This is a genomic window from Chromobacterium sp. FG22 (assembly GCF_057809415.1).
The window spans coordinates 256,134-280,721 of record NZ_JBMDJX010000001.1 but is presented as its reverse complement, the minus strand read 5'-3'; the positions used below and the strand labels follow the sequence as shown (position 1 = coordinate 280,721).

Here is a 24,588-nt window from a genome sequence, read left to right as displayed (position 1 = left end):
CGGCAGGTGCATGGTGGACTACGAGTCGGCACGGACAACGATTTGATTGATTTAGACGCCAATCCTGTTCCCTCTTTATGGGCTCAGGTGCTTCATCTTGTGTTATTCACTAGGAGAAACACCATGCAACACGCTCAAACCTTTTCCCCGCGCCGTCGCTACAAACTGAACGCTCTGGAACAACAAAGCGTACTACTGCCCTTCGTCCGCTTCTGCCCCGGCCGCACCTACCCGCATTACTGGCAAATGCCTACGCCCGGCAAGGATCACCCCTCCAATGTCACCTACGGCCGCGAATGCGCGGCCCACCTGCTGCAATGGCTGAAGGACAACCGCGAGTACGTCGGCAAGGGCCTGCTCAGCCGCGTCGCGCGCGACATCAACTTTGACGACCGCGACGGACGCGGCCAGTGGATGGGCTTTTTTAACTATCTGGAAATCATGATGCTGTTGGGCGCCGACCGGGTCCGCGTCTACCGCCATGTCGATAGCCAACACCAAATCTACCTGGCGCTGGGACAGCGCTTCAGCCTGGAAGCGCGCTTCCGCCGCATCCGCTTCCGCAATAGCTAGCACACCGGGTTCGCCGCGCCGTGAGGGCAGCGCCTTCCCTCATGGCACCGCCAGGTAATCCTGCAGGCATGCCTGCAAATGCTCGCGCAGCGCCGCCACCGCCGGCGACAGCATCAGACGATGCGGGATCACCAGACACAGCGGTGTGGCCTCGGTCTGCCAATCTTCCAACAGCGGCAGCAAACGGCCGGCGCGCAGATCGTCCAGCGCGTCCAAACGCGATTTATAGGCGATGCCCAAACCCTCCAGCGCCCAGCGCCGCACCACCTCGCCGTCGTCGCTCTGGCGGCGGCCGTCCACTGTCACCTGCTCCCGCAGCGGACCCTGGCTGAAACTCCAGCGCTCGTGCAAGGCCGCGCCCAACACCAGCCGCAGGCATTGATGGCGGCGCAGTTCCTGCGGCGATTGCGGCCGGCCGTGGCGCGCCAGATAGTCCGGCGACGCGCACAGCACCCGCCGGTTGTCCGGCGCCAGCGGCAGGGCCACCAGGCTGGAGTCTTCCGGCACGCCGTAGCGCAGGGCCACGTCCACCGGCTGCCGGTACAGATCCGCCACCCGGTCGCTGATCCGCAATTGCAGGCGCAGGCCGGCGTGGCGCTCCAGAAAGGCGTCCAGCCAGCCGCGCAGCCGGCTGCGCCCCAGGTCCGACGGCATGGACAGCGACAGCTCCCCGCTCAAAGCCTGCCGCTGCAAGGCCAGCGCCTGGCCGCCGGCCTCCACCGCCTCCAGCGCGGCGCGCGCATGGGCCAGGTAGCGCTCTCCGGCCAGGGTCAGCCGCAGACTGCGGGTGGAGCGCGCCAGCAATTGCGCGCCCACGGTTTTTTCCAGCCGCTTCAGCGCCGCGCTGGCCACCGCCGGGCTCAGATCCAGCTGACGCGCGGCGGCGGACAGGCTGCCGTTGTCGGCGGCGCGGACGAATACCTGCAAATCTTCGAAACGGACCATGATCGTCAAAATTTTTTTGAAACTGAATCGAATTTTAGCCGGCTTTTCGTTGGGTCGAATAGGAATAGCATAAGCACCATCAAGACCGGGCCTTAGAACCTGTTCAAAGTCTGCTGCGCTTCGGCGATACGGCGTTGAAAACAAGCTCAAAATGCTCATGTACCACGTGTACATTCCGCTTTTTCGCTCGTTTTCGCCTTGTCTCGCTCTTGCTCGCAAGACTTTGAACAGACTCTTATCGGCCCACACGCTATGGAGCATGCCAAGATGAAAGCCGTCGCCTATTACCAGAATCTGCCGATCGAGCACCCGGAATCGCTGCAGGACGTGCAGCTGCCCGAGCCCGCCATCGGCGAGCACGACCTGTTGGTGGAGGTCAAAGCCGTTTCAGTGAACCCGGTGGACACCAAGGTGCGCGCCGGCGCGGCGCCGGAAGCCGGCCAGCCCAAGGTGCTGGGCTGGGACGCCGCCGGCGTGGTACGCGCGGTGGGCGACAAGGTCAGCCTGTTCCAACCCGGCGACAAGGTGTGGTACGCCGGCGCGCTGCACCGCCCCGGCGCCAATAGCGAATTGCACGCGGTGGACGAGCGCATCGTCGGCCGCATGCCGCACAGCCTGGACTTCGAACAGGCCGCCGCCCTGCCGCTGACCGCCATCACCGCCTGGGAACTGTTGTTCGACCGGCTGCAAGTGCTGGACAACCGCGCGCCCAGCGGCCGGAGCCTGCTGGTGGTGGGCGCGGCCGGCGGCGTCGGCTCCATCCTGGTGCAGCTGGCGCGCCAGCTGACCGGGCTGACCGTGATCGCCACCGCCTCGCGGCCGGAAACCCAGGCCTGGGTCAAGGAGCTGGGCGCTCACCATGTGATCGACCACCGCCTCCCGCTCAGCGAGGAGCTCAAGCGCATCGGCTACCCCAGCGTCGATTACGTGGCCAGCCTGAACCAGACCGACGCCCACTTCAAGGAGATCGCCGCCGCCATCGCGCCGCAGGGCAAGCTGGCGCTGATCGACGATCCGGCGGCCCTGGACGTGCGCGAGCTGAAGCGCAAGAGCGTGTCGCTGCACTGGGAGTTCATGTACACCCGTTCGCTGTTCGGCACCGACGATCAGATTGAGCAGCACCGCCTGCTGAACCGGCTGGCCGAGCTGGTGGACGCCGGCCTGATCCGCAGCACGGTGGCCGAGCGCTTCGGCCGCGTCGACGCCGCCAATCTGAAACGCGCCCACGCCTTGCTGGAAAGCAACCGGGCCAAGGGCAAGATCGTGCTCTCGGGTTTCTAAGAACCGGTTTGCGATCCGCTGCGCGTCGTGAAGCGTTGCACGGTGAGGACGAGCTCAAAATGCCCATGTACCACAAGTACATTCCGCTTTTTCGCTCGTTTTCGCCTTGCCTCGCTCTCGCTCGCGAGAGCGTAAACGCCTTCTAAGAACCGATACACGCCATCGCGCCGGCGGCGGCGCCTCGCCGCCGGCCTCATGCCAGCGCGCTAAGCGTCGCCGTCCGTCGCCGAAATCGCTTCACAAGGCGCAGCCGGCGCGGAATAATGGCCTGCTGGCTGTCTTTAACAATCCGGGGAACGAGATCACGAATGCGCACGCTTTCGCCTCCGGCCCCGCCGCAGGCGACGCCGGCCGCGCCGCAGCGCCTGGCCCGTCCCGCCATTCCACCCTCCGTTCCCTCAGCCGGCCAGACCGGCGGCGCAAGCGCTCCCTGCCGCCAAACCTTTGCGTAATGGCCTATACCAAGCCTGAGGCCGAAGCGAAACCGGAGCCGCCGCCCGCGCAACAGAATACACAGGTTCAGAGACATAACCATGGCGCAAGGCGCAGCCGCGCCGCCATCTGTTGGGATACTCATATGCCTGATGCCAAATCATTGCGGAGCCAGCCGATACAGATCACCTTGCTGGACGATCATCTGATGGTGCTGAACAGCCTGGCCGGCCTCCTGGCCGATGAAACCGACTTGAACGTGACCGGACAGTTCACCAGCAGCGCGCCGCTGATTCAGCATCTGAAGCAGCACGACGGCGTCGACGTCGTGGTCACCGACTACGCGCTCAGCCCCGGCGACATCGACGGCTTCAGCCTGATCCGCGGCCTGCGCCGGCGTTTCGCCCGCGTGCGCATCCTGGTGATGTCGGCCTATTACACCCCGGCCACGGTGGCGCTGGCGCTGCGCTGCGGCGCTCACGGCTTCATCGGCAAGGAGCAGAGCCTGGACGAACTGGTGGCCGCCATCCGCCTGCTGGCCGACGGCCACAGCTATCTGAGCCCGGACATGAGCGCCGCGCTGAACGAGAGCTGCGCCAACCTGCCGGCGCCGCAAAAAGCCATGTTGCGCAGCTTGCTGGACCATCCGGAGCTGTCCCCGCGCGAACGCGAGGTGCTGCGCTGCTGCCTGGACGGCATGACGGTCAGCGACATCGCCGTCAAGTTCTCGCGCAGCATCAAGACCATCAGCAATCAGAAGCAGTCCGCGCTGAAAAAGCTGGGCCTGCGCAGCGACAACGAGCTGTTCCAGCTGCAAAGCCGGCTGGCCAGCCACTGAAGCCATGCGCGCGCGCTCCTTTCTGCTCTCCTGTCTGCTGCCGGCCTTCTGCCTGTCCGGTCTGAGCCACGCCGGCTTCAAGCCGGCGGAACGCGCCTGGCTGGCCAAGCACCCGGTGGTACGCTACGCGATAGACCCCCACGGCTGGCCTATCGAATACATGGAGGACGGCGAGCACCGCGGCCTGACCCAGGCTTATCTGAACCGCATTTCCGAGATCAGCGGCCTGCGCTTCGAACTGGTGCCGGTGGCCAACCGCCAACAGGCGGTGGACATGATGCTGAGCGGCCGCATCGATCTGCTCACCGCGCTGTCCTCCGGCCTGATTCCGCCGGAGGTGGGCCGGCGCATCCGCTTCAGCGACCCCTATTTTTCCGGCAGCACCGTGCTGGTCACCCAGCCGGACAAGCCCATCGTGTTCAACACCTCCAAGCTGGCCAACAAGACCATCGCGGTGGAAAGCGGCGACCCTTACGAATACTTCCTGCGCGAAAACTTTCCCGCGGTGGACATCGTGGCCACGCCCACGCCGCTGGCGGCGCTGGACGCGGTGGCGGACGGCAAGGCCTACGCCGCGGTGGGGCTGGACGCGGTGATGCAGTCCGTGATCCGCCGCCGTTATTACGGCTCGCTGCGCATCGCCGGCAGCGTCAGCGAAATGCCCAGACTGGTGTCGATGGCGGTGAACAAGGACCAGCCGCAACTGCTGTCCATCATCAACGGCTCGCTGGCGCGGCTGACCGCGGACGACACCCAGCACATGCTGGAAGACTGGTTGCAGACCACCGACTACGGCGCGCCGTCCTGGCGCTCCATCGCCCGTTATTACGCGCTGGAGCTGTCCGGCGTCGGCCTGGTCCTGCTCTTGCTGCTGCTGTTCGCCCAGCGCGCCCACGCCGCGCGCCGCGCCGCCCAGCGCAGCGAGGCGGAGAAATCCACCTTTCTGGCGGTGATGAGCCATGAAATCCGCACGCCGATGAACGCGGTGCTGGCCTCGGTGGAGCTGCTGCGCCAGGCCGAGCTGCCGCCGCGCGAACGCGAGCTGGCGGCGCTGGCCAACGCCTCGGCGGTGAATTTGCTGGAGCTGCTGGACAATGTGCTGGACGTGTCCAAGCTCAACGCCAGGCGGCTGCGGCTGGAGCCGCTGGCCACCGACGCGGCGGCGCTGTCCAGCGGCGTGGCGGCGATCTACCGCGCCTGCGCGGAAAAGAAAGGGCTGGAACTGCGGCTGGAGCTGCTTGGCCTGTGCGGCCGCCTGCTGGTGCTGGACCCGGTGCGCCTGCGCCAGATCCTGAGCAATCTGCTCAGCAACGCGGTCAAGTTCACCCGCCAGGGCGAGGTGTGCCTGCGATTGGAACTACAGGAAATAGAGGAAGAGCGGGCGCTGCTCTGCGTCCAGGTCAGCGACACCGGCATCGGCATCGCGCCGGAACAGCAGGCCCGCTTGTTTCACGAATACGCGCAGGCGGACCATACCCAGCAACGCTACGGCGGCACCGGGCTGGGCTTGTTGATCTGCCGGCAACTGGTGGAGCTGATGTCCGGCCGCATCGCGCTGGACAGCCAGCCGGAACAAGGCACCACGGTGACCTTGTGGCTGCCGGTGCGCCATGCGCCGGCCGAGCCGGCAGCGGCCGCCGAGCCGGACGTCGCCAGCCCGCCGGCCGCCCTCAAGGAAGCCTGCGATCCCATCCTGGTGGTGGAGGACCAGCCGGCCAATCGCTTCATCATCGCCCAGCAGCTGCTGCAACTGGGCTACCGCGCGGTGACGGCGGACAACGGCGCCGCCGCGCTGGGCTTGCTGGATCAGGGCCAGCGCTTCGCCATGGCGCTGCTGGACTGCAATCTGCCCGGCATCAGCGGCTATCAACTGGCGCTGCGGCTGCGCCGCCACCCGGCCTTGCAGTGGCAGCCCTATCTGCCCATCATCGCCATCTCGGCCACCACCGGCATAGAACACCAGCAGCGTTGCCTGGACAGCGGCATAGACAGCTGCCTGACCAAGCCCTTGCGGCTGGCCCAGCTGGAACAGATCATGACGCTGTGGCTGGATCACCGCCCCGGCCCGGCGCCGGCCGCGCCGGTCCCGCCCGACGGCGAGCTGACGCAGTTGCTAAGCCACAGCTGCGACGCCGACGCCGCCGCCTTGCGCCAGGCCTTGCTGGCGCGGGACTGGCCGCAGGCGGAACACTACGCGCACCGCCTGCACGGCGTGGCGCTCAGCGCCGGCCTGCCGCGCCTGCCGGCGCTGGCGGCGGACATGCAGACCGCGCTGCGCCAGCCGCAGCCGGACGCCGCCCGGCTGCAAGACCTGCTTCAGGCGCTGGAGGCGGCGCTGCCGCAAGCGGAGCCGAGCGGCGACTGAGCGAGGCGCCCCGCCAGCTGCCGCTCCACCACCTGGCAGACATGGGCCACGGTCTTGATGTCGACGATGTCGTCGACGCCGATCTCGATGCCGAACTCATCGTTCAGCAAGAGCACCATGTCCAGCAGCTCCATCGAGTCCGCGTACAACTCGTCCACCAGCCGCGCCTGCGGCTGCAGCTTGGACTCCTCCACCGATAAACAGCAGGCCATCACCGCCACCACTTGTTGCTCAAGACTGATTGCCACGGTTGCGCTCCCGGATGCGGTTGGGATCGAGATGCAGGCCGTCGGTGGTCAGGGTGACGCCCGAAGACGAGCTCAAGGCTTCGCCGCGCCGCGCCTCCGCGGCCGCGTCTATGCTCAGCCCGCTGAGCAACGCCGTCACCAGCGGGTTGGCCGGCTTGCCGCGCGGCAATAGATTGGCCTCGCGGATCAAGGTGCGCGCGAAGCTGCTCAGCGCCTGGCGCTGTCGCTCCAAACCCGGATGCTCGGCCAGCACTTGCCGCAACTGCGCGGCATCGTCGCCCAGCGTGCCCGCCTTGCCGTCGGCGAAGTCCTTCAGCACGCCGCTCTGCTGGGTGCTGTTGCCCGGCAACACGCGGTTGCGCAGTGCTTCGAACTCGCGCCGTTGCGCGAAGGGCTGCGTCGCGTCGGGCTCCAAGGCGCCGCGCACCGCGCGGATCAGCTCGCTGCCGGCGTCGAGCGCGAAAGCGCGGCTACGCAGATAGGCCTGGGTCGGCAGCGTGTACAGATTGCCGTCGCGGAACTTGAGCCCGCCGAAGCCGCCTCCGACCCCTTCAGCCGCCTGAGCCGCGTCCGCCGTCGGCGCGCGGCCAAGCTGAGACGCTTGTCCATTGGCCTCCGGTTCGCCGGCCGCGCTCTGGCCGGCGGCGGCGTTCAAGACTTGGGATAAGCCATCCGCCACCTGTCGCGCGGCCTGATGCAGACTCGAGCCGGCATCGGCGGCCGGCGCTTCTCCGGCCGACAAGCGAACCGCTTGGTCCAACGGCGTGCTGGCCGCTTGCTGGATATCGACGCGTTCGGCCCGCAACTCGCCTTCCACGCGCCGGCCGGCCGCGGTGTCCAGCACCTGGGACAAGCCGTCGGCTACCTCGCGCGCGGCCTGATGCAGGCGAGCGCCGGCATCCGCCGCCGGCGTGTTGCGCGGCTGAAGACCCAAGCCGCTCAGAAACTCGCCCAACAAGGGATTGGCGCGTCCGCCCGGCGGCAGCAAATTGGTTTCCCGGATCAGGGTTTGCGCAAAACCGCCCAGCGCCTGGCGCTGACGCTCCAGGCCGGGGTGCTCGGCCAGCACCCCGCCCAGCCGGCGCGCGTCGGCGGCCAGCGTTTCCGGCGCGCCGTCGGCGAATTGCCGCAGCAAATCGTCTTGCTGCATGCGGCCGCTGGGCAACATCCGGTTGCGCAAGGCTTCGAACTCGCGCCGTTGCGCGAAGGGCTGCGCCGCGTCGGGCTCCAGCGCGTCGCGCAGCGCCTTGATCAGCTCCCGGCCGGCGGCATGGCCGTCCAAGGTCGAATGGAAGATCTGGCTGCGCAGATAGGCCTGGCTGGGCAGATTGCGTAGCGGGCCGCCGCGGAAGGCCAGCCCGGCGAACTCCCCGCCTAGGCTGGCGGTTTGCGGCTGGGCTGCCGCGTCGAGCCGCGCCTGACGCGCCGTCGCCTCCAGCTTGCCCGCTTGCGCCGCGCCGGGAATGGGCGTCGCCAGCGTTTCCTCGCCCAAGGCCGTGTTCATCAGCTCGGACATGGCCGTCGACACCTGGCTGGCCGCGTCGCGCAAAGCCTGGCCGGCATCGGTCTGCGTGCCCTGTTCCACGCCGGACGGCACGCCGCCGAGAGTCGCGGACTGCGGCGTGGCTGGCTGGCTGAGCCGCGCCTGACGCGCCGTCGCCTCCAGCTTGCCCGCCTGCGCCGCGCCGGGCGTGGGTGCCGTCAGCGTTTCCTCGCCCAGCGCCGTGCCCATCAGCTCGGACATCGCCTCCATCACCTGGCTGGCCGCGTGATGCAAAGTCTGGCCGCCATCGGTCTGCGTGCCCTGCTCCACGCCGGACGGCGCGCCTCCCAGGATTGCGGATTGCGATGCGGCCGGCTGGCTGATCCGCGCCTGACGCGCGGTCGCTTCCAGTTTGCCGGCTTGCGCCGAACCGGCCGTGGGCGCCGGCAGCGTTTCTTCGCCCAGCGCCGTGTTCATCAGCTCGGACAAGGCGCCCGTTACCTGGCTGGCCGCGTCCAGCAAGGGATGGCGCGTTTCCGACACGGTGGCCTGCTGCGGCTTGGGCAAGTCCTGGCTGCGGGCGACTTGCGGCGCCGGCATGCGCAAAGACGTCACCAGGCGCGAGGGCGCTCCGCCATGATGGCGGTTGCCCTTGTTCACATCGCCCAGATACATGTCGCCGCGCTTGTCCCAACGCCGGTTGTCCTGACGATTGTCCTGACGATTATCGTTATTGGTGGTGTAGTAGTTATTCACCACCATCGGCTGCTGCGCGCCCCCCGGCTCGGTCGGGCCTGGCTGAGGGCCCGGGCCGGGATCGGGCTGATCGGCGCGGACCGGCTCCGGCCGTTCCGGGTCTTTCGGGCCCTGGCCCAAGCCCTCCAGCAGGCTGCGCAGCAATTGCGGCAGGATGGCGACGGTGTCGAGGTCGCGCGCCAGCGTGCCCACGCTGACGCCGCGCTGCTCTATCAACTCGCCGCGTCGCTGCCGCAGTTCTTCAAAAGCCTTCATCGCCGCGCTGTCCACCAGTTCGGTCAAACGCTGGCAGGTGCTCTCGTCCAGCTGACGCCCCAAGTGGGACTCGACGCGGGACAGGATGAAAGGCACCACCTCGCGACGCATGAAGTCATTGCCCAGCTGCAACACGCCGCCCGGACATTGCCGCTCCATCATGGCGGCCAGCTTGTGCTCCAGCTTGCTGCGCTGCTGATAGTGCTTGTCGGTTCTCGGCGTCCACGGGCCAAAAGCGGATTTTTCGCCCAGGCCGTCCTTCAATATCTTGTCGGTGTACTGCTGCGCCAGCCCGTCCAGCGTTTGGCGCGCCTGTTCGCTCAGGCCCTCCTGCCGGCTCAACTGGCTGTAGACCTTGGCGAATTCGGCGATTTCCAGCTTGGCGTAGCGGTTGGGCGACTCCTGATACAGCTCGCCCAGACGCTGAGACTGCGACGAGGCGGCGAACAAGGCCGCCACGCTGTCGCGGCTGTAGTCCGCCTTGTAGCTGGCCAGATCGGCCAGCGAGTGGCGACGCGGCGGCGCGGCGTCGCTGCTGCGCGCCTCGCTCAGCCGTCGCGCCAAGGCGCTGGCCGGCCGCGCCGGTCCATTCAGCAGCGCGGACAGGTCCGGGCAGGAATGGGCGCGTGATAATCCGGAAAGTCCCGGCATGTTGCTCTCCTAAGAACCTGTTCACGATCTTGCGAGCAAGAGCGAGACAAGGCGAAAACGAGCGAAAAAGCGGAATGTACTCGTGTACATGAGCATTTTGAGCTTGTTTTTAACGCCGTATCGCCACAGCGCAGCAGTTCATGAACAGGTTCTAAAATGTTGATGACGGTTAACGACAAGCTGAGGACAGGGGCGTCGGCGCGCCCGGCCTCAAGCGTCAAACCGCTGCTTAGCCTTGCAGGAAGGACTTGGCGGTTTCCGTGCAGCTGCTGATGGTACTGCTGAGCACCTTGACCAGGTTGTCGTACAGCGAATTGGCGTTGCTGTATTTCTGGGTCAGCGTCTGCAGGGTGTTTTTCAGGTTTTCTTCCTGCGCCTTGAAACCGGACTGCCAGGCCTGGAATTTGGCGTTGTCCATTTCCACCGCCGAGCCACTGCCCAAGGCGCCAACGTCGCGGATCATGGTGTCGACCGGCGTCATGTCGATCACCACCACCCATTTGCCGTCCGCCGACTTCTGGACGCAGGAATCCGGCAAACCCATCTCCTTGGCCCACTTCCTGGCGTCCTCTTCGCTGCCGCCCTTGATCGGATCCGCCGATTTATCCTGCGAGGGGAAAAGCACCGCCGCTTTCTTGGGCAGGGAGAAATCCGATTTCAGCTTCTGCAGCGCGGCCTTGAGCGCATCGACGTCCAACTTGACCTTGTTGCCGTCGCCGCCGGGTTTGATCCAGTTCGCCATCTGCGACAGGATGTCGCTGAACGCCTTGTAGAACTCGGTGTACTGGGCCACCACGTTTTCGTACACGCCCAGATAGCCGTCCTTGATGTCGCCGATGGCCTTGCTGATCATTTCCCACAGTTCGCGGTCGGAAATCATGTCCTTGGCCGCGCCCGGCGCCGTGTACAACATCGGCGCGGCAAATTCCCGCGCTGTGGGCGGAGCGTCGGCGAACACGTCGGCGATATCCGCCTGCAGCGTCGACTTTTGCTCGGCGGACATCACATAGCCGCTTTGCGCCAAAGCGCCCAGACTGCTTTTGAGTTGCTGAGTATTCAGCGTCTGCATGTCGCGGGCCTGGTCCTGCGCCCGCGTCAACGCGCCGCGCTGGAAATTAAGCCGCTCGGCCGCCGGCTGCTCGCCGCCGGCAATCGCCGCCTGCCAGCGCTGGTCCGCCAGCTTGCTTTCATAGGTGGTCTGCCCTTCGACGGTGCGGCGGGCGGCCTCGTTGGCCTGGCGCAACGCGTCGGCCTTGTTCTGAGCGGTATTGAGCGCGGACAGCTCCGGCCCTTGCGGCGCGGTGGCGCGGATTTCAACGGCGACGCCGCCGGTATCGGCTCGCGGCGCGGCGGCCGGTGTTTCCGTCGTTTGCGGCCGCGTCAGCGGCAAGGAGGATGTGGTTTGAATGCCGTTCATGGGAATTCCCCTGCATGGCCAGCGCCGAAGCAGGCGCCAAGGCGCTGGCGGGATGAATGGTGTGGAAGGCCGGCCCGACCGGGATGGCCGGGCCGGCGGACGGCGCCTGGGACGGCGCCGCCCGGTTCCGGGCTAGCGGATCAGGCGCGAATGTTGCCGGCTACCGCGCCCATGGCCGCGCTCTTGGATTGGCTGATGCTGTCCAAGGTGCGCAGCAGCTCCTGGATGAAGCTGTCGGATTTGCGGCTGCTCTCGCGGGTTTCCTCGGAGGCGGTATTGGCCACGCGGCTGGAAGCCTGGCTGATCTGCTGCTCGGACTGCTCCAGCGTGGAGGCGTAGCGGCCAGAGCCGCCGGCGATATTGCTGGCCGCGGACGAGCTGTCCATGATGGCCCGGCCGGTGGTTTGCTTGGCCTGAGCCTTGAGCTTGGTGTCGTCCATCGTTTGCTGCTCGATCGAGCTCTTCACCGACAAGTCCTCGCTGGCGCTGCCCAAGGCGGTTTCATGCGGCTTGCCCAGGTTCTGGTTGCTGGACTTCAAACCGATCTTGTCACCGGCCATGCCGTCCGCCACGCTGCCTGCGGCGTTGGACTGCGTGCCCGGCTCGCCTGCGCCCAACTTGGCCGCGCCCGGCTGCGACTTCAGGCCCACATGCTTCAGGCTGTCGGGCTCCGTGCCCAGCTTGACCGTGTTCTGACGGTTCAGCGTGGTTTGGATATTGCGACTCTCGTCGCCGGCCTTGGCCAGCTTGGGCGCGTTGTTCTTCAATGCGCCGCGTTCGGCGTTGAGGCCGTTCAAGCTCTTCTTGGCTCCGACGCCGGTAATGGCCATCTGGCCCACGCCCTGAGCAATACTGCTGGACAGGTTGGCGATGCCTTCGCGCACCATGGAGGCGGCGGTGGCCTTGGTGGCGTCGAAGCTGACCAGCGACAACTTGGTGCTTAAAGCGTTGTCGGCGGTGCGCAACGCCGACATCAAGACGATGGCGGCCACCAGCAGCGCCACCCCGCTGGGCGCCATGCCGCTGATGTCGAAGGATTTACCCTGTTCTGCCTGTTCCTTGACCTTGTCGTTCATCAGCTTGTTCACGCCGGATTCGACCTTCTGGTACAAGGCGCCCAGATCCTGAACAAACTCCGGGTCCTTGGCTTTTTCGCTCAGATAGGCCTTCAGGCCGTCGGTCACCTGCTTGCTCACTTCGGCGGACGGCGGACGCAGTTCCGGCCCGCTCATCACCTCGGCCAGCGCCTTGCCGTCGCGGCCGGCGCTGTTCAGGATGGGCAGGATGTCCTTGATGTCCACCAGCGACTTGGCCGCCAGCGATTTATCGGTCGCGCCGGATTCCGCCGTAGCGGGGAAAAGAGTATGGACGGACGTGGTGTTGATAGTGTTCAGCATGCTATTTTCTCCTGACTCAAGCGTGGCTCTGACGCAGTACGAAGCGGCCGGCTTCAGCGTTCTGCTGCAGCGCGGAAGACATCATCGTGGTCAGTTCCTGAGTAATTTTCTGAGTGTTGGCGAAGGCTTCCACCGCCTGCTTCAGCCATTGCTCGATCTGATCCATCGCGGCGCGCGCCAGGGTGAAGTCGGCCAGCGCGTCGCTGGCGTTCTTCATGAACACGCCCTGCGCCACATTGCCGCCGGCCTGGGTGGTGGCTTGCGCCACTTCCCCGCCCACCACCACGCGGTTGAGGGTGTTGGCCATCAGCTGTTTGGAGGCGGCGTCGGTGCGCAGACCCAGGCTGTTGGCCAGGCGCTGGAAGCCCTGGGTCAACATCTTGCTGCCGTTCTTGGCCAGTTCCTTCAGCACATTGGGCACCATCTTCTTGATGGCGTCGCCCATCAGCTTGCTGAGCGCGCCGCCCAGCTTGCTGGCGGCGCCCTTGCCCACCACGGCCACCACCACCATCACCGCGACCATGGCCACCGCGGCCAGCACCGCGCCGATGATGGAGCCGGCCAGCTCAGCGGTCTTCTTGTCCACCCCCATGCTTTCCAGCGCCTTGGTAATGGCTTTGCCTATCAGGTCCATCAAGGGTTTGAGCACCTTGTCCATCAAGGGCTTCAACGCCTCTTCCATGAAAGACACCCCGGTGGTGGCCTTGACCACCTCGTCCGCCACCATCAGCGCGACGCCCACCGCGGCCAGCGCCAGGCTGGCGCCGCCGGTGAATGCTGCGGCCACGACGCTGACCACGGTCAGCAACGCGCCTAGAATCTTGCCAATGCACCCCATGGTGCGATTGAGTTCTTCCGCCTTGCGCACTTCTTCCTGGTACTCGGCGGATTTTTTGTCCATTTCCTTCTGGCGGCCTTCCTGCAAGGCCTGGAACAATGCCAGATCGTTTTTCAGACTTTCTTCGCTGTTCTTGCCTACCAGCTCGACGAACATCGCCATCAACATGGTCAGCTTGGCCACATTGGACAGGTTGTCCTCGCCGGTTTTGCGCGCGACATCGCCGCCCACATTGGCGCCTTGCACCTTGCCGGCCAGATCATCGGCGATCTTGCCCTTTTCCACCGCCACCACGCGGGCCTTTTCCGCCACCTCGAACGCCTTGTCGGCTTTCTGCTTGGCTTGCGCGGCTTCGCCGGAGGCTTGCTGGCTGGCGGCCTGGGCGTCGGCGTAACCCGGATCGTCCGGCGACATGCCGTTCAGCTTGGCCAGGGCCGCATCGGCTTTCTTCTGGGCGGCGTCCGCGGCCTGTTTGGCGCTGTCGTAGTTGCCCACCGCGTCTTTCAACGCCTCGGTGGCTTCGCTCGCCGCCTTGAACGCGTCCTGGAACTCTTTGGACAGTTTCTCGCCCATCGCCACTTGCGCTTCCATCATCGCGCGCCAGGTGGCGATGCGGCTTTCCAGCTGCGACAGCGAGACATTGCCCAGCAAGGACATCAACTGCCCCAGCAGCAGCGTCAGCTTGCCCGCGCCGTCCAGCTCTTCCTTGGCCTTGGCCGTGGGCTGGGTCAGCGGCGGCGTGTTCAAGTCGCTGCGCGGCTTGGCGGCGCCGGCGTCGTCGCTGACGCGCATCGTGAACAGCGCTTGCGCCGACTTCTGCGCGGCGTCGACGAATTTCTCGCTCGCCTGGGTGTTACCCGATAGCGCTTTCGCCAGCTTGGCACTGTCAAGATTGAAGCTTTGACCGATAGTGTTACCGCTCATGCTTGCTCCTTTTCCTGCTGACGGGATTGCTCGGCCTCCGTCTCCTGCAAACTGTCCAGATACACTTGGGCCTTGGCGCGCAGCGACTCGTCGTCGCTTTGTTCGCACACCAGCTCGAAACACTGCCTGGCCTTGGCCGCCTTGCGCATGAACAGCTGGCACTGCCCGGTGAAGAACACCGGCCGGTAGTCGTTCTTGCTCAGGGCGAAGGCCACCGCGTACAGATCGGCGGCCTTCTGGAACTGTTTCTTGAGCTGGCACACGGCGGCCAGCCCCATGATGTAGTCGGGGTTGTAGAAGTCGTAGATGCACAGAAAGCGGAAGAAGGTTTCCGCCTCGTCGAGCCTTCCCTTGTTGTAAAAATCGTAAGCGTGGGCGTACAGGCCTTCCATCATGTCCGGCGGAATGCCGTGCACGTCTTTCAGGGTGGCGCCCGCGCTTACCGCTTCCCAGACCATCTCTGCCAGGCGGTCGTCGCTGACACTGTCTTCAGGGTTCATCAAACTTCTCCTAGTCGCTGTCACCAACCCGGCAGAGCTGGCTAGAGACGACGGTTGTCTTGGGTGTGAAATGACCGTCGTCGCTGTCATTTAACAGCGGTCGGCGGGGGGAAACATTCAGGAATCGCTCATGGCGACGGCGCATCGGCTATCCGGGCGTGTTCAATATGGCCTTGCGGGTTTTGAGGCCGCCGCCGCGCGGGGGAAGATTGGCGTTGCCGGGCTGGATGGGCCTGAGAACCTGTGTACGATCTTTCGTCCGCGCTTTGAAACACGGTTTGATACACAGGAAGCCGCGTATCCGACGCGCCCCTGGTCCCTTCAAGCCTGCCGTCGGGTGGCAGGCCCGAGGTCTTAAGCGGCTGACCTGTTTGAGCGATTTGACGTTAGCAAATCGCGAGTTCAGCCGCGCCTCGGGCCTGACGGGACCCGGCGGGAAGCCGTAGGCCAGGCTTGCAGGGCGGCCTTTGGGGTGAAGGGGAATTTGGCCGAGCAAATTCCCCTTCCTGCCCGCCGGGCAGCCCCGGCAATCAAAATCATCATCCGCGCAGCGGATTCAATGCCTTGGGTCATGATCCCTCTCGAAAAGATCGTGAACAGGCTCTTAGCGGCGCGTCTATGCGCTCAGCCTTCCTGGTCGTTTTGTTTATCCACAGAGGCGGGCTTGGTGGCGTTCGCGTCCTTCCCCTGTTGCTCCGCCGCTAGCCTCGATGGCTCCGGCTCCGACGCCTGCGCTCCGGCGTTTTCCACCTGCTCCAGCCACATCAGCAAGCGCAGCACTTCCTCCACCTCGTCCAGGCTGACCAGGGAATAACGGCGGTGGCTGGCGAAAATGCGCCGCGCCAGCGGGATGTCGCGCACCACCGGCACGCCCACTTTTTCCGCATAGGCCCGCACCGCCAGCGCGCGCTGATTGGTCTCCATCACCGAGATGAAGGGGATGGGCAGCAGCTCGGGCTTGAAATAGATGCCGACGGCGATATGGGTAGGGTTGGCCACGATCAGGCGCGAGTTTTCGATGTCGGACTTCACCTGCTCGGACAGGATCTCCATATGCGCCTCGCGGCGGCGAGACTTGATCTCCGGATTGCCCTCCTGCTCCTTCATCTCGCGTTTGACCTCCTGCTTGTCCATCTTCATATCTTTCATGAACAGGAAGTACTCGGCGATGGCATCCAGCACCAGCACCGCCACGATGCAGCCCAGGCAGGTCAGCACCAGCGCCAGCAGCAGTTCGCGCCAGATCGCCGCCATGCCCATGGGGTCGCCGTTGAGCTGGGCGAACAACAGGGCCTTGTGCTTGTGCCACAGCACCAGCACCGCCACCACGAAACTGGCCAGGTAAAGCAAGGCCTTCACCGCCTCCTTCACCGTGCGCAGGCTGAACAGCTTCTTGAAGCCGTTGACCGGGTTCAAGGCCTCCAGATTGAGCTTCAAGGCCTCGCTGGCCAGCACGAAGCCGCTTTGCAGCAGGGAGGGCAAGGCGGAGGCGACGATGCACAGCAGAAAGATGGGCAGCAAGAGCTTGATGCCCAGCCAGGCCACCGCCTGGGCGTAGCCTTGCATATCCTGCTGGAAGCCGCCGGCGATCACCTGGCGGAAAGCGCCCATCAGTTCCACCAGCGAGCCGAAGGACACCAGATAGGCGACGCCGCACAGGGTCAGGCAGGCCACCACTAGGTCGCGGCTCTTGAAGGACTGGCCTTTCTTGGCCGCGTCCTGCAAGCGCTTGCGCGTGGGTTGTTCGGTCTTGTTCGACATCTCAGCGCACCGGCGCGCTCAGCCAGCCGGGCAGCGCCGTCGGCGGGAAGGCCAGCCGCATCACCGTGTCGGGCAACACCGGGCCGAAATACATCAACATGATCAGCAAGGCCGCCGCGCTCTTCACCGTCAGCGACACCGCGAAGGCGTTCATCTGCGGCGCGAAACGCGACAGCAGGCCCAGCACCACCTCGGACAGCAGCAAGGCCGCCACCACCGGGCTGGCCAGCACCACCGCCTTGCTGATCACCTGATTGAGCAGGCTCAGCGTCGGCTGCAAGGCCGGCGCGCACGCGCCCAGCGGGTCGCACAGCTGATAGCTCTGACGGAACAGGTCCAGCATCAGGCTCATGCCGCCGCCTTGCAGATAGACTGCGGCGGCGAACAGATTGAACATATTGGCCAACTCCGAAGTGTCCACGCCGTTGGCCGGGTCTATGCTGCTGCTCAGCGTCGCGCCGCGCTGGTTGTCTATGATGCTGCCCAGCGCGTGAAACACCCAGAACGGCCAGGCCAGCAGGCAGCCCAGTAGCAGGCCCACCGCGGCCTCGCGCGCGATCAGCGCGATAAAGGGCAGCGCCTGAAAAGCCGGCAGCGCCTCCACCGGATGCGGCCACAGCCCCAGCGCCACCAGCATGGTGGCCGAGGTGCGCACCACGCCGCTGAGCACATTGCTGTTCAGGAAGGGCAGGATGAAGAACACCGGCGCCACGCGGGCGAAGCCGAGCGCGGCCGAGGCCACCCAGCCGTGGATCTCGAAGAACAGGCCGAACTGCATCCGTCTCAGCCTCGGGCCAGCGCCATGCGCATCACCTCCCGGCCAAAGCCGAGCAGGGTTTCGCCGTACCAGCCGGACAGCAGGAACAGGCACAGGCTGACGCCGAACAGCTTGATGCCGAAGGGCAGCGTCTGTTCCTGCAACTGGGTCACGGTCTGGAACAGGCCCACCAGCAGGCCGATGGCGGTGGCCACGATGATGGGCCAGGCCGACATCAGCAGCACCAGGTACAGCGCCTTGTTGCCGGCGAACACCAGATCATTCATAGCAAAACTCCAAAATTGAGGCGGGCGGCATGGGCAGCAAAACCGAGCGCAGCGCCATGCCGTGGCGGGACGGTTTGCTCCGCCCGGCTAGGTCGCCAAATCCAGGTACTGCAACACCAAGCCCTTGGACAACAAAGTCCAGCCGTCCAACGCCACGAACAGCACCAGCTTGATCGGCACCGAAATCGTCACCGGGCTCATCATCATCATCCCCAGCGCCAGCAAGATGCTGGAGATCACCAAATCCACCACCACGAAGGGCAGGTAGAGATAAAAGCCGATCTTGAACGCGCTCTTGATCTCGCTGAGCGCGTAGGCCGGCAGCAAGGCGAAGAGGGACGGCTGTTCGTCCTCGGCCGCGTTGCCTGTTTCGCGCTCGGTGCGCTGCGCCTGGGCTTTTTCAAAGAAACTCACCAGTTCCGGATCGGAATACTTCTGCAAATAGCCGCGATAACCGTCCAGGCCGTTTTCGACGAAGTTGCTCACCGATTCCACGCTGTTGAAGCTGACCTGTTCTTCCTGGTAGTGGCTGTAGGCCTGCTGCGCGATCGGCAGCATCACGAACATCGACAGCATCAGCGCGATGCCGTTGAGCGTCATATTGGACGGCACCTGCTGCAGGCCCAGCGCGTTGCGCACCATCACGAACACGATGGAGAACTTGATGAAGCAAGTCCCGGAAGCGATCAGGAAAGGCAGCAGCGTGGCGAAGGCCAGCAGCGCGATCAGCGAAATATCATTCGACATCGGCGGCTCCGCCCAGCCACTCCGTCACTTCCACCCCCAGATGGCCGGCCAGCTGCACCAGTTCGCCGCGTCCCAGCAGCGCGCCGTTGGCGCGCACTTCCACCCGCCGCTCCACGTCCGCCGGCAGGTTCAACAACTGGCCCCGGCACAAGTCCTGCAGCTCCGTCAGCGTCACCCGCCCGCGGTGCAGCACGAATTCCAGCTCCACCGGCAGCTGTCCCATATCGCGCGCCGGCGCTTCCTGCTCCGCCGCCTGTTGCGATTCATCCCATTCCATGACGATTCCTTCCTCATACGTTTGATAAGTGCCCAGCGCGCGGTCGTGGCAGCGCACCGCCGCCGCCGGCTCGCGGATCAGCAGCACGTCGCCGCGCGTCACGCCGCGCAGCAAGCCCAGGCTGATGCGGCTGTCGCCGATGACGAAGCGCAGCGGCCAGCTCAACAAGGGCGCCGGGTCCGGCGCGTCTCCGGCCTCGAACGCCGGCGCGCGCTCCAGCCACAGCGGCCCCTCGGCGCACATCACCCGCAGCAGCGGCTGGCGCGGCAAGGCGTCGCCCGGCCCCGCCTCGCCCAGGCTCAAGCGCTGGTAGGCCAGCTCCGGCATCGGCGGCGTCAGCGGCCGTTCCGCCGCCGCCAGCCATTGCGCCGCCTGCGCCTCCACCCCGGCGGACAAGGCCAACCGCGCCAGTTCCGGCGCGGCGTTCTCCAGCCAGGCGCGCGCTTGCAGCCAGCCCTGCCAACGCTGGTCCGCGTCGGCCACAGACAGCCACAAGCCGCCGCGCGGCGGCGTTTCCAGCGTCGCGTCCCAGCCCTGGCGCCGCCAGGCGGCGGCGGCAAGGCTCAAGGCGCGTTCACGCGCGTCGATTTGTCTGAGCGCCAGCATCAGGCGTCCTCCTCCTCATCCCGCTGCGGCTGCTGCCGGCCCTGCTCGCGGCCGTCGTCGCGGGCCATCTGCCATTGCTGCGGGTTGCCGGACTGCCATTGCTCGCCCAGCCGCTGTTGCACCAGGCTGTCCGAGGGCTGCAGGCTGAGCACGCCGCCGGGCTGGCTCTGCACGTTCACCGCGTGTTCGCCGCCCCAGCGCTGAAAGCGGTAGGTCAGGCCCGGCTGGGCCGGCTCCGGCGCGCTGGGCGCGGACGGCGTCGTCTGGCTCAAGGCAGGGTCCTGCCGCGGCCGCGCCTGCGGAGCGGCTTCGCGCGGCGGCGGCGTCGCCGGCGCGGACGGTTGGGCCGGCGGAGGCGTCAGCGCCGCGGCCGCCGGTGCGGATTCGGTCTTGCGCGTCTCTCCGCCTTCGCGCGCGGCGGCCGGCGTCGGGACCGGCGCGGCGGCTTCGGCTTTCGACACGGTCCGTCCGAGCGGCGTCGGCGCGGCGGCTGCCGTCTGCGGCGCGGCGGCGGGAAGCGAGGCTTCGCCCTTGGCCGAGGCGTGCTCGGCTTTGCGCAGCGCCGGCTCAGCCTTGGACTGCGCCCCCAGCGTCTGCGCCACGACTTTGACCGGCGCGTCGGCCGTCGGCGCCAGGCTGGCCGCATGCTGGGCCGCCAGCGCCGCGGCGGCGGCCTGCGCGCCTTGCGGCCGGGCCGCGGTCTTGCCGCGCGCGCCGGCGTCCGGTCCTTCGCCCTCGCCCAGCGGCGTCCGGCCGCGCTTGCCCGGCGCGGACACGGCGGCTTCCGCCGCATGGCGGCCGCCGGCGCTCAGCCGCGCCGCGTTCCAGTGCGGCGGCAGCGGCGGCTGCCACAGCGCCCCGGCCGGCAGGCGGGAGCGGTCCCGCTCGCGTTCGCCGGCCTCGTCCTCGCCGTCGCGCTCCGGATCGGCGGCGTCTTGCCGCTGCCTTTGGGCTTCGCGAGCAAAGGCTTCGGCGGCGCCGTCGGCTTCGGCCGCCGGCCGGGCGTCCATGCTCGGCGCGGGAATAGGCGTCATCGCTTCCATATCGTCCTCTCTTCCTGCTCGGCCTCGTCCAGCCGCAAACGCCGCATGCGTTCCTGGCGGCGCTGCAGCTTGGCCCAGCGTTGATACTTGTCTTCCTTGCGCAGCCATTGCCGACGCAAGACCTGTTGTTCCTCGCGCCGGCCGGCCAGGCCCTGGCGCTGTTCTTCTAGCTGTCCGCTTTGCAGGTCCAGGTTCTGCAACTGACGTCGCAGCACCGCCTGCTTGCGCTGCAAGGCGAACAGCTGGCCGCGGCTCATCGCCCCGGCCGGCCGTTGCGCCAGCAGCAATTGGCGCAGGCCCTGGCCCTGCGAGGCCAGCGCTTCTTGCTCCGCCGCCAGCGCGCCGTCCTGGCGCGCCAGCTGAGCCAGCTCGGCCTCGCAACGCGATTGCGCCGCCTGACAACGGCGCAGCAGCGCGCCCAGCTTAGGCAACAAGCTCATGCAGGCTGCGCAGGGTGTCGGCGAAACCCGCGCCTTCGTCCACCGGCTGGCGCAGCCAGCGCCGCAGCGCCTCGCGCGCGTTCATCGCCCGGTCGTTGTCGGGGTTCTCGCCGGGGCGGTATTCGCCCAGGTCGATGAAGACTTGCAACTCTTCCAGCCGCGCCATCAAGGCGCGCAGCGCCGAGGCCGCCTGCAGGTGGCCGCCGTCGCAGACCTGCCCCGCCACGCGGCTGGCGCTCTTGAGCACGTCGATGGCCGGGTAATGGCCCTGACCGGCCAGCTTGCGGCTCAGATAAATGTGGCCGTCCAGGATGGAGCGGATCTCGTCCGCCATCGGGTCCGGCTCGTCGTCGCTCTCCAGCAGCACGGTGTAGAAGGCGGTAATGCTGCCGCCGCGGGTGGCGCCGGGGCGCTCCAGCAGCCGCGGCAGGCTGTCGAACACCGAGGCCGGATAGCCGCGCCGCGCCGGCGGTTCGCCGGCGGCCAGCGCCACGTCGCGCAGCGCGCGGGCGTAGCGGGTCATGGAGTCGACGAAGAGCACCACTTTCTTGCCCTGGTCGCGGAAGTACTCGGCCACCGTGGTGGCCAGCAGCGCCGCGTTGCAGCGGTCCACCGAGGAGAAGTCCGAGGTGGCGAACACCAGCGCGCAGCGCTCGCGCTTGGGCGAGGCGCGCAGCGATTCGGCGAATTCGGTCACTTCGCGGCCGCGCTCGCCGATCAGGCCGATGACGAAGACGTCGGCGTCGCTCTGCTCGATCAGCATGTGCATCAGCACGGTCTTGCCGCAGCCGGCGGAGGCGAAGATGCCGACGCGCTGACCGACGCCGCAGGTCAGCAAGCCGTCGATGGCGCGCACGCCGGTGGCCAGCGGCTCGCGTATGCCCACGCGCCGCGAGTACGGCGGCGGATCGGCGTCGATGCCGCGCTCCTCGCCGCCGACGCCGGCCTCGGGCGCGAAGCGCTCGACGATGCGCCCGGTGGGGTCCAGCACCGCGCCCAGCGCCGACTCGCCTATCCAGGCCGCCAAGGCGCGGCCGGTGGGCTGCAGCACCGCCTCGCGCGACAGGCCGCGCGCGTTGCCGATCAGGCTGAGCACGGCGCGCGGGCCTTGAAAGCCCACCACCTGGGCGCGGGCCACCACCTCGCGGTCCTGCCAGCTGCGGCGGATGTCGCACAGCTCGCCTATCGCCACCTCGGGCAGCGCGGCTTCCAGAATGGGGCCGGACAGGCGTTGCGGATACGCCAGCCGGCGCAGCAGGCGCGGCGCTTTCATCGCAGCAGCGACTCGCTGAAGCGTTCCAGCGCGTCGAAGAAGCCGTTCAGCGCCTCGGAGAAGCGCTTGCCGTCGGCCAGATAATCCGGGTGGGCCATCGCCTTCAGCTCCAGATAGCCGTCGTTGGCGGCCAGTTGCAGCTGGCCGCCGCGGGCGAAGTGGCAGCCCTGCATCAGGTCCTGCAGCAATTGGCCGGCGCGCTGGGCCAGCACCGCCTCGTTGTGCTCGCCCAGCCGCGACCACAGCCACACCTCGCCGTCCTGGGCACTGACGTGGATGCTGGGCAGATCGTGCAGATCCAGCGCAATGGTGGAATGGCTGTCCAGCTCGCCCAGCAGGGCGGGATCGCAGCCGCTCTCTTCCAAGGCGGAGCGGACCAGTTGGGCGATATCCATGGCGAACATAGGCGGAATCCTTTTTTAAATGGTTTTGATCACGTTCACCGACACGCTGTCGGCGATTTCGCCGAAGGACACCACTTCCAGGTCGCGGAAGCGGGTTTCGACCAGTTTCTTGATGAAGCGCCGCACGTCCACCGAGGCCAGCAGCACCAGGTCCTTGTGCGCGATGCCCATGCCGTCCAGGCCGAGCGCGAACAGGTCCATCAGCTCGTCCGAAGCCGCCGGCTCCAGGTTGAGGAAGGCGCCGGCCGAGGTCTGGCGTATGCCCTTGCGCACCATGTCCTCCACCTCGGCGGACATCATCACCGCGCGCAGTTCGCCGCCGCTGGCGAACTTGTGGCAGATGTAGCGCGCCAGCGCGCCGCGCACATGCTCGACCAGATTGATCACGTCTTTCTCGCGCGGCGCCCACAGCGCCAGCGCCTCCATGATCAGCTTCATATTGCGCACCGAGATGCGCTCGGCCAGCAGCCGTTGCAGCACTTCGGCGATGCGCTGCACCGTGGCGTGGCGCAGCACTTCCTTGAGCAGGTCCGGGTATTTGGCCTCCAGCTGATCCAGCATGTGCTTGGTTTCCTGGACGCCGAAGTATTCGTTGACGTGGCGCGCCAGCAGCGCGGCCAGGCAGTGATAGAGCTCGTCCAGCGCCGGGCGCAGCTGGTAGCCCAGCTTGGCCAGCTTGTCGCCGTCGGCCGGGCGCACCCAGGCGCACTGGCTGGCGCCCTGGGCGCTGAACACCGGCTGCACCAGCGCGGCGGCCTCGTCCGAATAATTGATCACCCGCAGCAGATCGAAATGCAGTTCAAACTCGTCGGCGCGGATTTCGTTGATCAGCACCGCCACCCGGTTGTCCGGCAGGCCTTCGCCGTCGCGCAGCAGCATGTCCGGCAGCCTCACCCCGTAATCAATGAAGAACTGGCTGCGCAGGCGCTCGGCCAGCTGCGCCTGCTCCAGCGCGGCGCGGCGCGCCTTGGGCACCAGCAGGATCAAAGGCACGGTTTCCGCCGCCACCTTGTCCAGATTGCCGATCAGGCCCAGGGAGCTGTCCTTGCCGCTCGCCGGCGCCCCGCCGGCCGCAGCCGCCGCCGGAGACTGGGCCGCGCCCGGCGCGCCTTTGCCGGCCATGCGGCGCTTGTAATAGAACAGGCCGCCCAGCGCCGCGGCCAGGATCAGGAACACGATCAGCGGGAAGCCGGGCAGCATGCCCACCGCCAAAGCCAGCACCGCGGTCACCACCAGCACGAACGGGTTGCCCAGCAACTGGCTCATGATGTTGCGGCCCATATTGTCGCTGTCGCCGTTGACGCGGGTGACGATGAAGCCGGCGCTGATGGCGATCAGCAGCGCGGGGATCTGCGCCACCAGGCCGTCGCCGATGGTGAGCATGGTGTAGGTGGACAGCGCGGTGGACAGGTCCATGCCGTGCTGGGTCATGCCCACGGCGATGCCGCCGATGAAGTTGACGAAGATGATGATGATGCCGGCGATGGCGTCGCCCTTGATGAACTTCATCGCGCCGTCGAAGGAGCCGTAAAGCTGGCTTTCGCGCTCCAGCACGCTGCGGCGTTCGCGCGCGCCGTCGGCGTCCACGATGCCGGCCTTGAGGTCGGCGTCGATGCTCATCTGCTTGCCGGGCATGCCGTCCAGCGAGAAGCGCGCCGCCACCTCGGCCACCCGCTCCGAGCCCTTGGTGATGACGATGAACTGCACCACGGTGACGATGGAGAACACCACGAAGCCCACCGCCAGGCTGTCGCCGATGACGAACTGGCCGAAGGTGTTGATGATCTCGCCCGCGTCCGCCTCGATCAGGATCAGGCGGCTGGTGCTGATGGACAGCGCCAGCCGGAACAGGGTGGTGATCAGCAGCACCGAGGGAAAGGTGGAAAAGCTGAGGATGCGGTCGATGTAGAAGGAGCCCATGAACACCAGCACGGCGATCACGATGTTGAGGCCGATCAGGAAGTCCACCAGATAGGTGGGCAGCGGGATGATCAGCATCGCGATGATCATCACCATCAACAGCAGGATCAGCAATTCCGGCCGCGAGCGCGCGCCGTTGAGCAGGGAATTAAACACCGTTAGTCATCCAA

General features: G+C 66.5%; 21 protein-coding genes. 4 read left to right on the top strand and 17 right to left on the bottom strand.

The window, feature by feature from the left end; genetic code table 11:
• Nucleotides 1-123 precede the first annotated feature (123 nt).
• Complete coding sequence (locus ACODSD_RS01335) at nt 124-573, top strand: hypothetical protein (protein WP_488876625.1); 450 nt, start codon at nt 124-126, stop codon at nt 571-573.
• 39 nt (nt 574-612) lie between these two features.
• Here ACODSD_RS01335 and ACODSD_RS01330 read toward each other — a convergent pair whose 3' ends face one another.
• Nucleotides 613-1,518 (bottom strand): LysR family transcriptional regulator, encoded by a 906-nt coding sequence (locus tag ACODSD_RS01330; RefSeq protein ID WP_488876624.1) that lies wholly within the window; start codon nt 1,516-1,518, stop codon nt 613-615.
• 267 nt (nt 1,519-1,785) lie between these two features.
• On the opposite strand from ACODSD_RS01330, the gene ACODSD_RS01325 reads away from it, so the two are divergent.
• The 3 genes from ACODSD_RS01325 (at nt 1,786) to ACODSD_RS01315 (ending at nt 6,434) form a co-directional block, all read left to right on the top strand.
• Complete coding sequence (locus ACODSD_RS01325) at nt 1,786-2,799, top strand: zinc-binding alcohol dehydrogenase family protein (RefSeq protein ID WP_488876623.1); 1,014 nt, start codon at nt 1,786-1,788, stop codon at nt 2,797-2,799.
• A gap of 577 nt (nt 2,800-3,376) precedes the next feature.
• The gene (locus ACODSD_RS01320; RefSeq protein WP_227105374.1) at nt 3,377-4,069 is read left to right on the top strand and encodes a response regulator; all 693 of its coding nucleotides are present in this window, start codon (nt 3,377-3,379) and stop codon (nt 4,067-4,069) included.
• Nucleotides 4,070-4,073: 4 nt separating this feature from the next.
• Nucleotides 4,074-6,434 carry an ATP-binding protein gene (locus ACODSD_RS01315; RefSeq protein ID WP_253314157.1) on the top strand — a complete coding sequence of 787 codons (2,361 nt, stop codon included), beginning with the start codon at nt 4,074-4,076 and terminating at the stop codon, nt 6,432-6,434.
• On the opposite strand, the gene ACODSD_RS01310 is transcribed toward ACODSD_RS01315, so the two are convergent.
• From ACODSD_RS01310 to ACODSD_RS01235, 16 genes are all read right to left on the bottom strand, one after another.
• Nucleotides 6,386-6,682, bottom strand: coding sequence for an acyl carrier protein (locus ACODSD_RS01310; RefSeq protein WP_227105378.1), 297 nt, complete (start codon nt 6,680-6,682; stop codon nt 6,386-6,388). The two genes, ACODSD_RS01315 and ACODSD_RS01310, sit on opposite strands and share 49 nt — an antisense overlap.
• Nucleotides 6,666-9,827 (bottom strand): hypothetical protein, encoded by a 3,162-nt coding sequence (locus ACODSD_RS01305; protein ID WP_488876622.1) that lies wholly within the window; start codon nt 9,825-9,827, stop codon nt 6,666-6,668. Before ACODSD_RS01305 ends, ACODSD_RS01310 begins: the two co-directional genes overlap by 17 nt.
• Before the next feature lie 229 nt (nt 9,828-10,056).
• Nucleotides 10,057-11,244 carry a type III secretion system needle tip protein SctA gene (gene sctA / locus ACODSD_RS01300; protein ID WP_488876621.1) on the bottom strand — a complete coding sequence of 396 codons (1,188 nt, stop codon included), beginning with the start codon at nt 11,242-11,244 and terminating at the stop codon, nt 10,057-10,059.
• Between the two features lie 140 nt (nt 11,245-11,384).
• Nucleotides 11,385-12,641, bottom strand: a complete 1,257-nt coding sequence (locus ACODSD_RS01295; protein WP_227105381.1) for an IpaC/SipC family type III secretion system effector — start codon at nt 12,639-12,641, stop codon at nt 11,385-11,387.
• Between the two features lie 16 nt (nt 12,642-12,657).
• Complete coding sequence (locus ACODSD_RS01290) at nt 12,658-14,403, bottom strand: type III secretion system needle tip complex protein (RefSeq protein ID WP_235086044.1); 1,746 nt, start codon at nt 14,401-14,403, stop codon at nt 12,658-12,660.
• Nucleotides 14,400-14,903 (bottom strand): type III secretion system translocator chaperone SicA, encoded by a 504-nt coding sequence (sicA, locus tag ACODSD_RS01285; protein ID WP_019103389.1) that lies wholly within the window; start codon nt 14,901-14,903, stop codon nt 14,400-14,402. The genes ACODSD_RS01290 and sicA overlap by 4 nt, the downstream gene beginning before the upstream one ends.
• A gap of 624 nt (nt 14,904-15,527) precedes the next feature.
• Nucleotides 15,528-16,664, bottom strand: a complete 1,137-nt coding sequence (locus tag ACODSD_RS01280) for an EscU/YscU/HrcU family type III secretion system export apparatus switch protein (protein ID WP_488876620.1) — start codon at nt 16,662-16,664, stop codon at nt 15,528-15,530.
• 1 nt (nt 16,665) lies between these two features.
• Nucleotides 16,666-17,442, bottom strand: coding sequence for a type III secretion system export apparatus subunit SctT (sctT, locus tag ACODSD_RS01275; RefSeq protein WP_227105383.1), 777 nt, complete (start codon nt 17,440-17,442; stop codon nt 16,666-16,668).
• Between the two features lie 5 nt (nt 17,443-17,447).
• Entirely contained in the window at nt 17,448-17,708 is a 261-nt protein-coding gene (locus ACODSD_RS01270) for an EscS/YscS/HrcS family type III secretion system export apparatus protein (protein ID WP_019104573.1), read from the bottom strand.
• A gap of 87 nt (nt 17,709-17,795) precedes the next feature.
• The gene (locus ACODSD_RS01265; protein WP_107798946.1) at nt 17,796-18,455 is read right to left on the bottom strand and encodes an EscR/YscR/HrcR family type III secretion system export apparatus protein; all 660 of its coding nucleotides are present in this window, start codon (nt 18,453-18,455) and stop codon (nt 17,796-17,798) included.
• Nucleotides 18,445-19,338 (bottom strand): YscQ/HrcQ family type III secretion apparatus protein, encoded by an 894-nt coding sequence (locus ACODSD_RS01260; RefSeq protein WP_253314154.1) that lies wholly within the window; start codon nt 19,336-19,338, stop codon nt 18,445-18,447. Before ACODSD_RS01260 ends, ACODSD_RS01265 begins: the two co-directional genes overlap by 11 nt.
• On the bottom strand, nt 19,338-20,381 hold the full coding sequence (locus ACODSD_RS01255; RefSeq protein ID WP_488876619.1) for a SpaN/EivJ family type III secretion system needle length determinant: 1,044 nt from the start codon (nt 20,379-20,381) through the stop codon (nt 19,338-19,340). The genes ACODSD_RS01260 and ACODSD_RS01255 overlap by 1 nt, the downstream gene beginning before the upstream one ends.
• Nucleotides 20,369-20,821: a hypothetical protein gene (locus tag ACODSD_RS01250; protein WP_019103510.1), complete on the bottom strand. Its 453-nt coding sequence runs from the start codon at nt 20,819-20,821 to the stop codon at nt 20,369-20,371. Before ACODSD_RS01250 ends, ACODSD_RS01255 begins: the two co-directional genes overlap by 13 nt.
• Nucleotides 20,805-22,094, bottom strand: coding sequence for a type III secretion system ATPase SctN (gene sctN, locus ACODSD_RS01245; protein ID WP_227105388.1), 1,290 nt, complete (start codon nt 22,092-22,094; stop codon nt 20,805-20,807). The genes ACODSD_RS01250 and sctN overlap by 17 nt, the downstream gene beginning before the upstream one ends.
• Nucleotides 22,091-22,498 carry an SPI-1 type III secretion system chaperone SpaK gene (gene spaK / locus ACODSD_RS01240; protein ID WP_107800828.1) on the bottom strand — a complete coding sequence of 136 codons (408 nt, stop codon included), beginning with the start codon at nt 22,496-22,498 and terminating at the stop codon, nt 22,091-22,093. The genes sctN and spaK overlap by 4 nt, the downstream gene beginning before the upstream one ends.
• Nucleotides 22,499-22,513: 15 nt before the next feature.
• Entirely contained in the window at nt 22,514-24,574 is a 2,061-nt protein-coding gene (locus tag ACODSD_RS01235; protein ID WP_107800829.1) for an EscV/YscV/HrcV family type III secretion system export apparatus protein, read from the bottom strand.
• Between the last annotated feature and the right edge of the window lie 14 nt (nt 24,575-24,588).

Bases quoted from the DNA above. Each gene is read 5' to 3' on its own strand.
- ACODSD_RS01315 (WP_253314157.1), top strand. From the start codon at position 4,074: ATGCGCGCGCGCTCCTTTCTGCTCTCCTGTCTGCTGCCGGCCTTCTGC.
- ACODSD_RS01325 (WP_488876623.1), top strand. From the start codon at position 1,786: ATGAAAGCCGTCGCCTATTACCAGAATCTGCCGATCGAGCACCCGGAA.
- ACODSD_RS01265 (WP_107798946.1), bottom strand. From the start codon at position 18,455: ATGTCGAATGATATTTCGCTGATCGCGCTGCTGGCCTTCGCCACGCTG.
- sctA (WP_488876621.1), bottom strand. From the start codon at position 11,244: ATGAACGGCATTCAAACCACATCCTCCTTGCCGCTGACGCGGCCGCAA.
- ACODSD_RS01270 (WP_019104573.1), bottom strand. From the start codon at position 17,708: ATGAATGATCTGGTGTTCGCCGGCAACAAGGCGCTGTACCTGGTGCTG.
- ACODSD_RS01280 (WP_488876620.1), bottom strand. From the start codon at position 16,664: ATGTCGAACAAGACCGAACAACCCACGCGCAAGCGCTTGCAGGACGCG.
- sctN (WP_227105388.1), bottom strand. From the start codon at position 22,094: ATGAAAGCGCCGCGCCTGCTGCGCCGGCTGGCGTATCCGCAACGCCTG.
- spaK (WP_107800828.1), bottom strand. From the start codon at position 22,498: ATGTTCGCCATGGATATCGCCCAACTGGTCCGCTCCGCCTTGGAAGAG.
- sicA (WP_019103389.1), bottom strand. From the start codon at position 14,903: ATGAACCCTGAAGACAGTGTCAGCGACGACCGCCTGGCAGAGATGGTC.
- ACODSD_RS01320 (WP_227105374.1), top strand. From the start codon at position 3,377: ATGCCTGATGCCAAATCATTGCGGAGCCAGCCGATACAGATCACCTTG.
- ACODSD_RS01290 (WP_235086044.1), bottom strand. From the start codon at position 14,403: ATGAGCGGTAACACTATCGGTCAAAGCTTCAATCTTGACAGTGCCAAG.
- ACODSD_RS01260 (WP_253314154.1), bottom strand. From the start codon at position 19,338: ATGCTGGCGCTCAGACAAATCGACGCGCGTGAACGCGCCTTGAGCCTT.
- ACODSD_RS01330 (WP_488876624.1), bottom strand. From the start codon at position 1,518: ATGGTCCGTTTCGAAGATTTGCAGGTATTCGTCCGCGCCGCCGACAAC.
- sctT (WP_227105383.1), bottom strand. From the start codon at position 17,442: ATGCAGTTCGGCCTGTTCTTCGAGATCCACGGCTGGGTGGCCTCGGCC.
- ACODSD_RS01255 (WP_488876619.1), bottom strand. From the start codon at position 20,381: ATGGAAGCGATGACGCCTATTCCCGCGCCGAGCATGGACGCCCGGCCG.
- ACODSD_RS01335 (WP_488876625.1), top strand. From the start codon at position 124: ATGCAACACGCTCAAACCTTTTCCCCGCGCCGTCGCTACAAACTGAAC.
- ACODSD_RS01295 (WP_227105381.1), bottom strand. From the start codon at position 12,641: ATGCTGAACACTATCAACACCACGTCCGTCCATACTCTTTTCCCCGCT.
- ACODSD_RS01250 (WP_019103510.1), bottom strand. From the start codon at position 20,821: ATGAGCTTGTTGCCTAAGCTGGGCGCGCTGCTGCGCCGTTGTCAGGCG.
- ACODSD_RS01305 (WP_488876622.1), bottom strand. From the start codon at position 9,827: ATGCCGGGACTTTCCGGATTATCACGCGCCCATTCCTGCCCGGACCTG.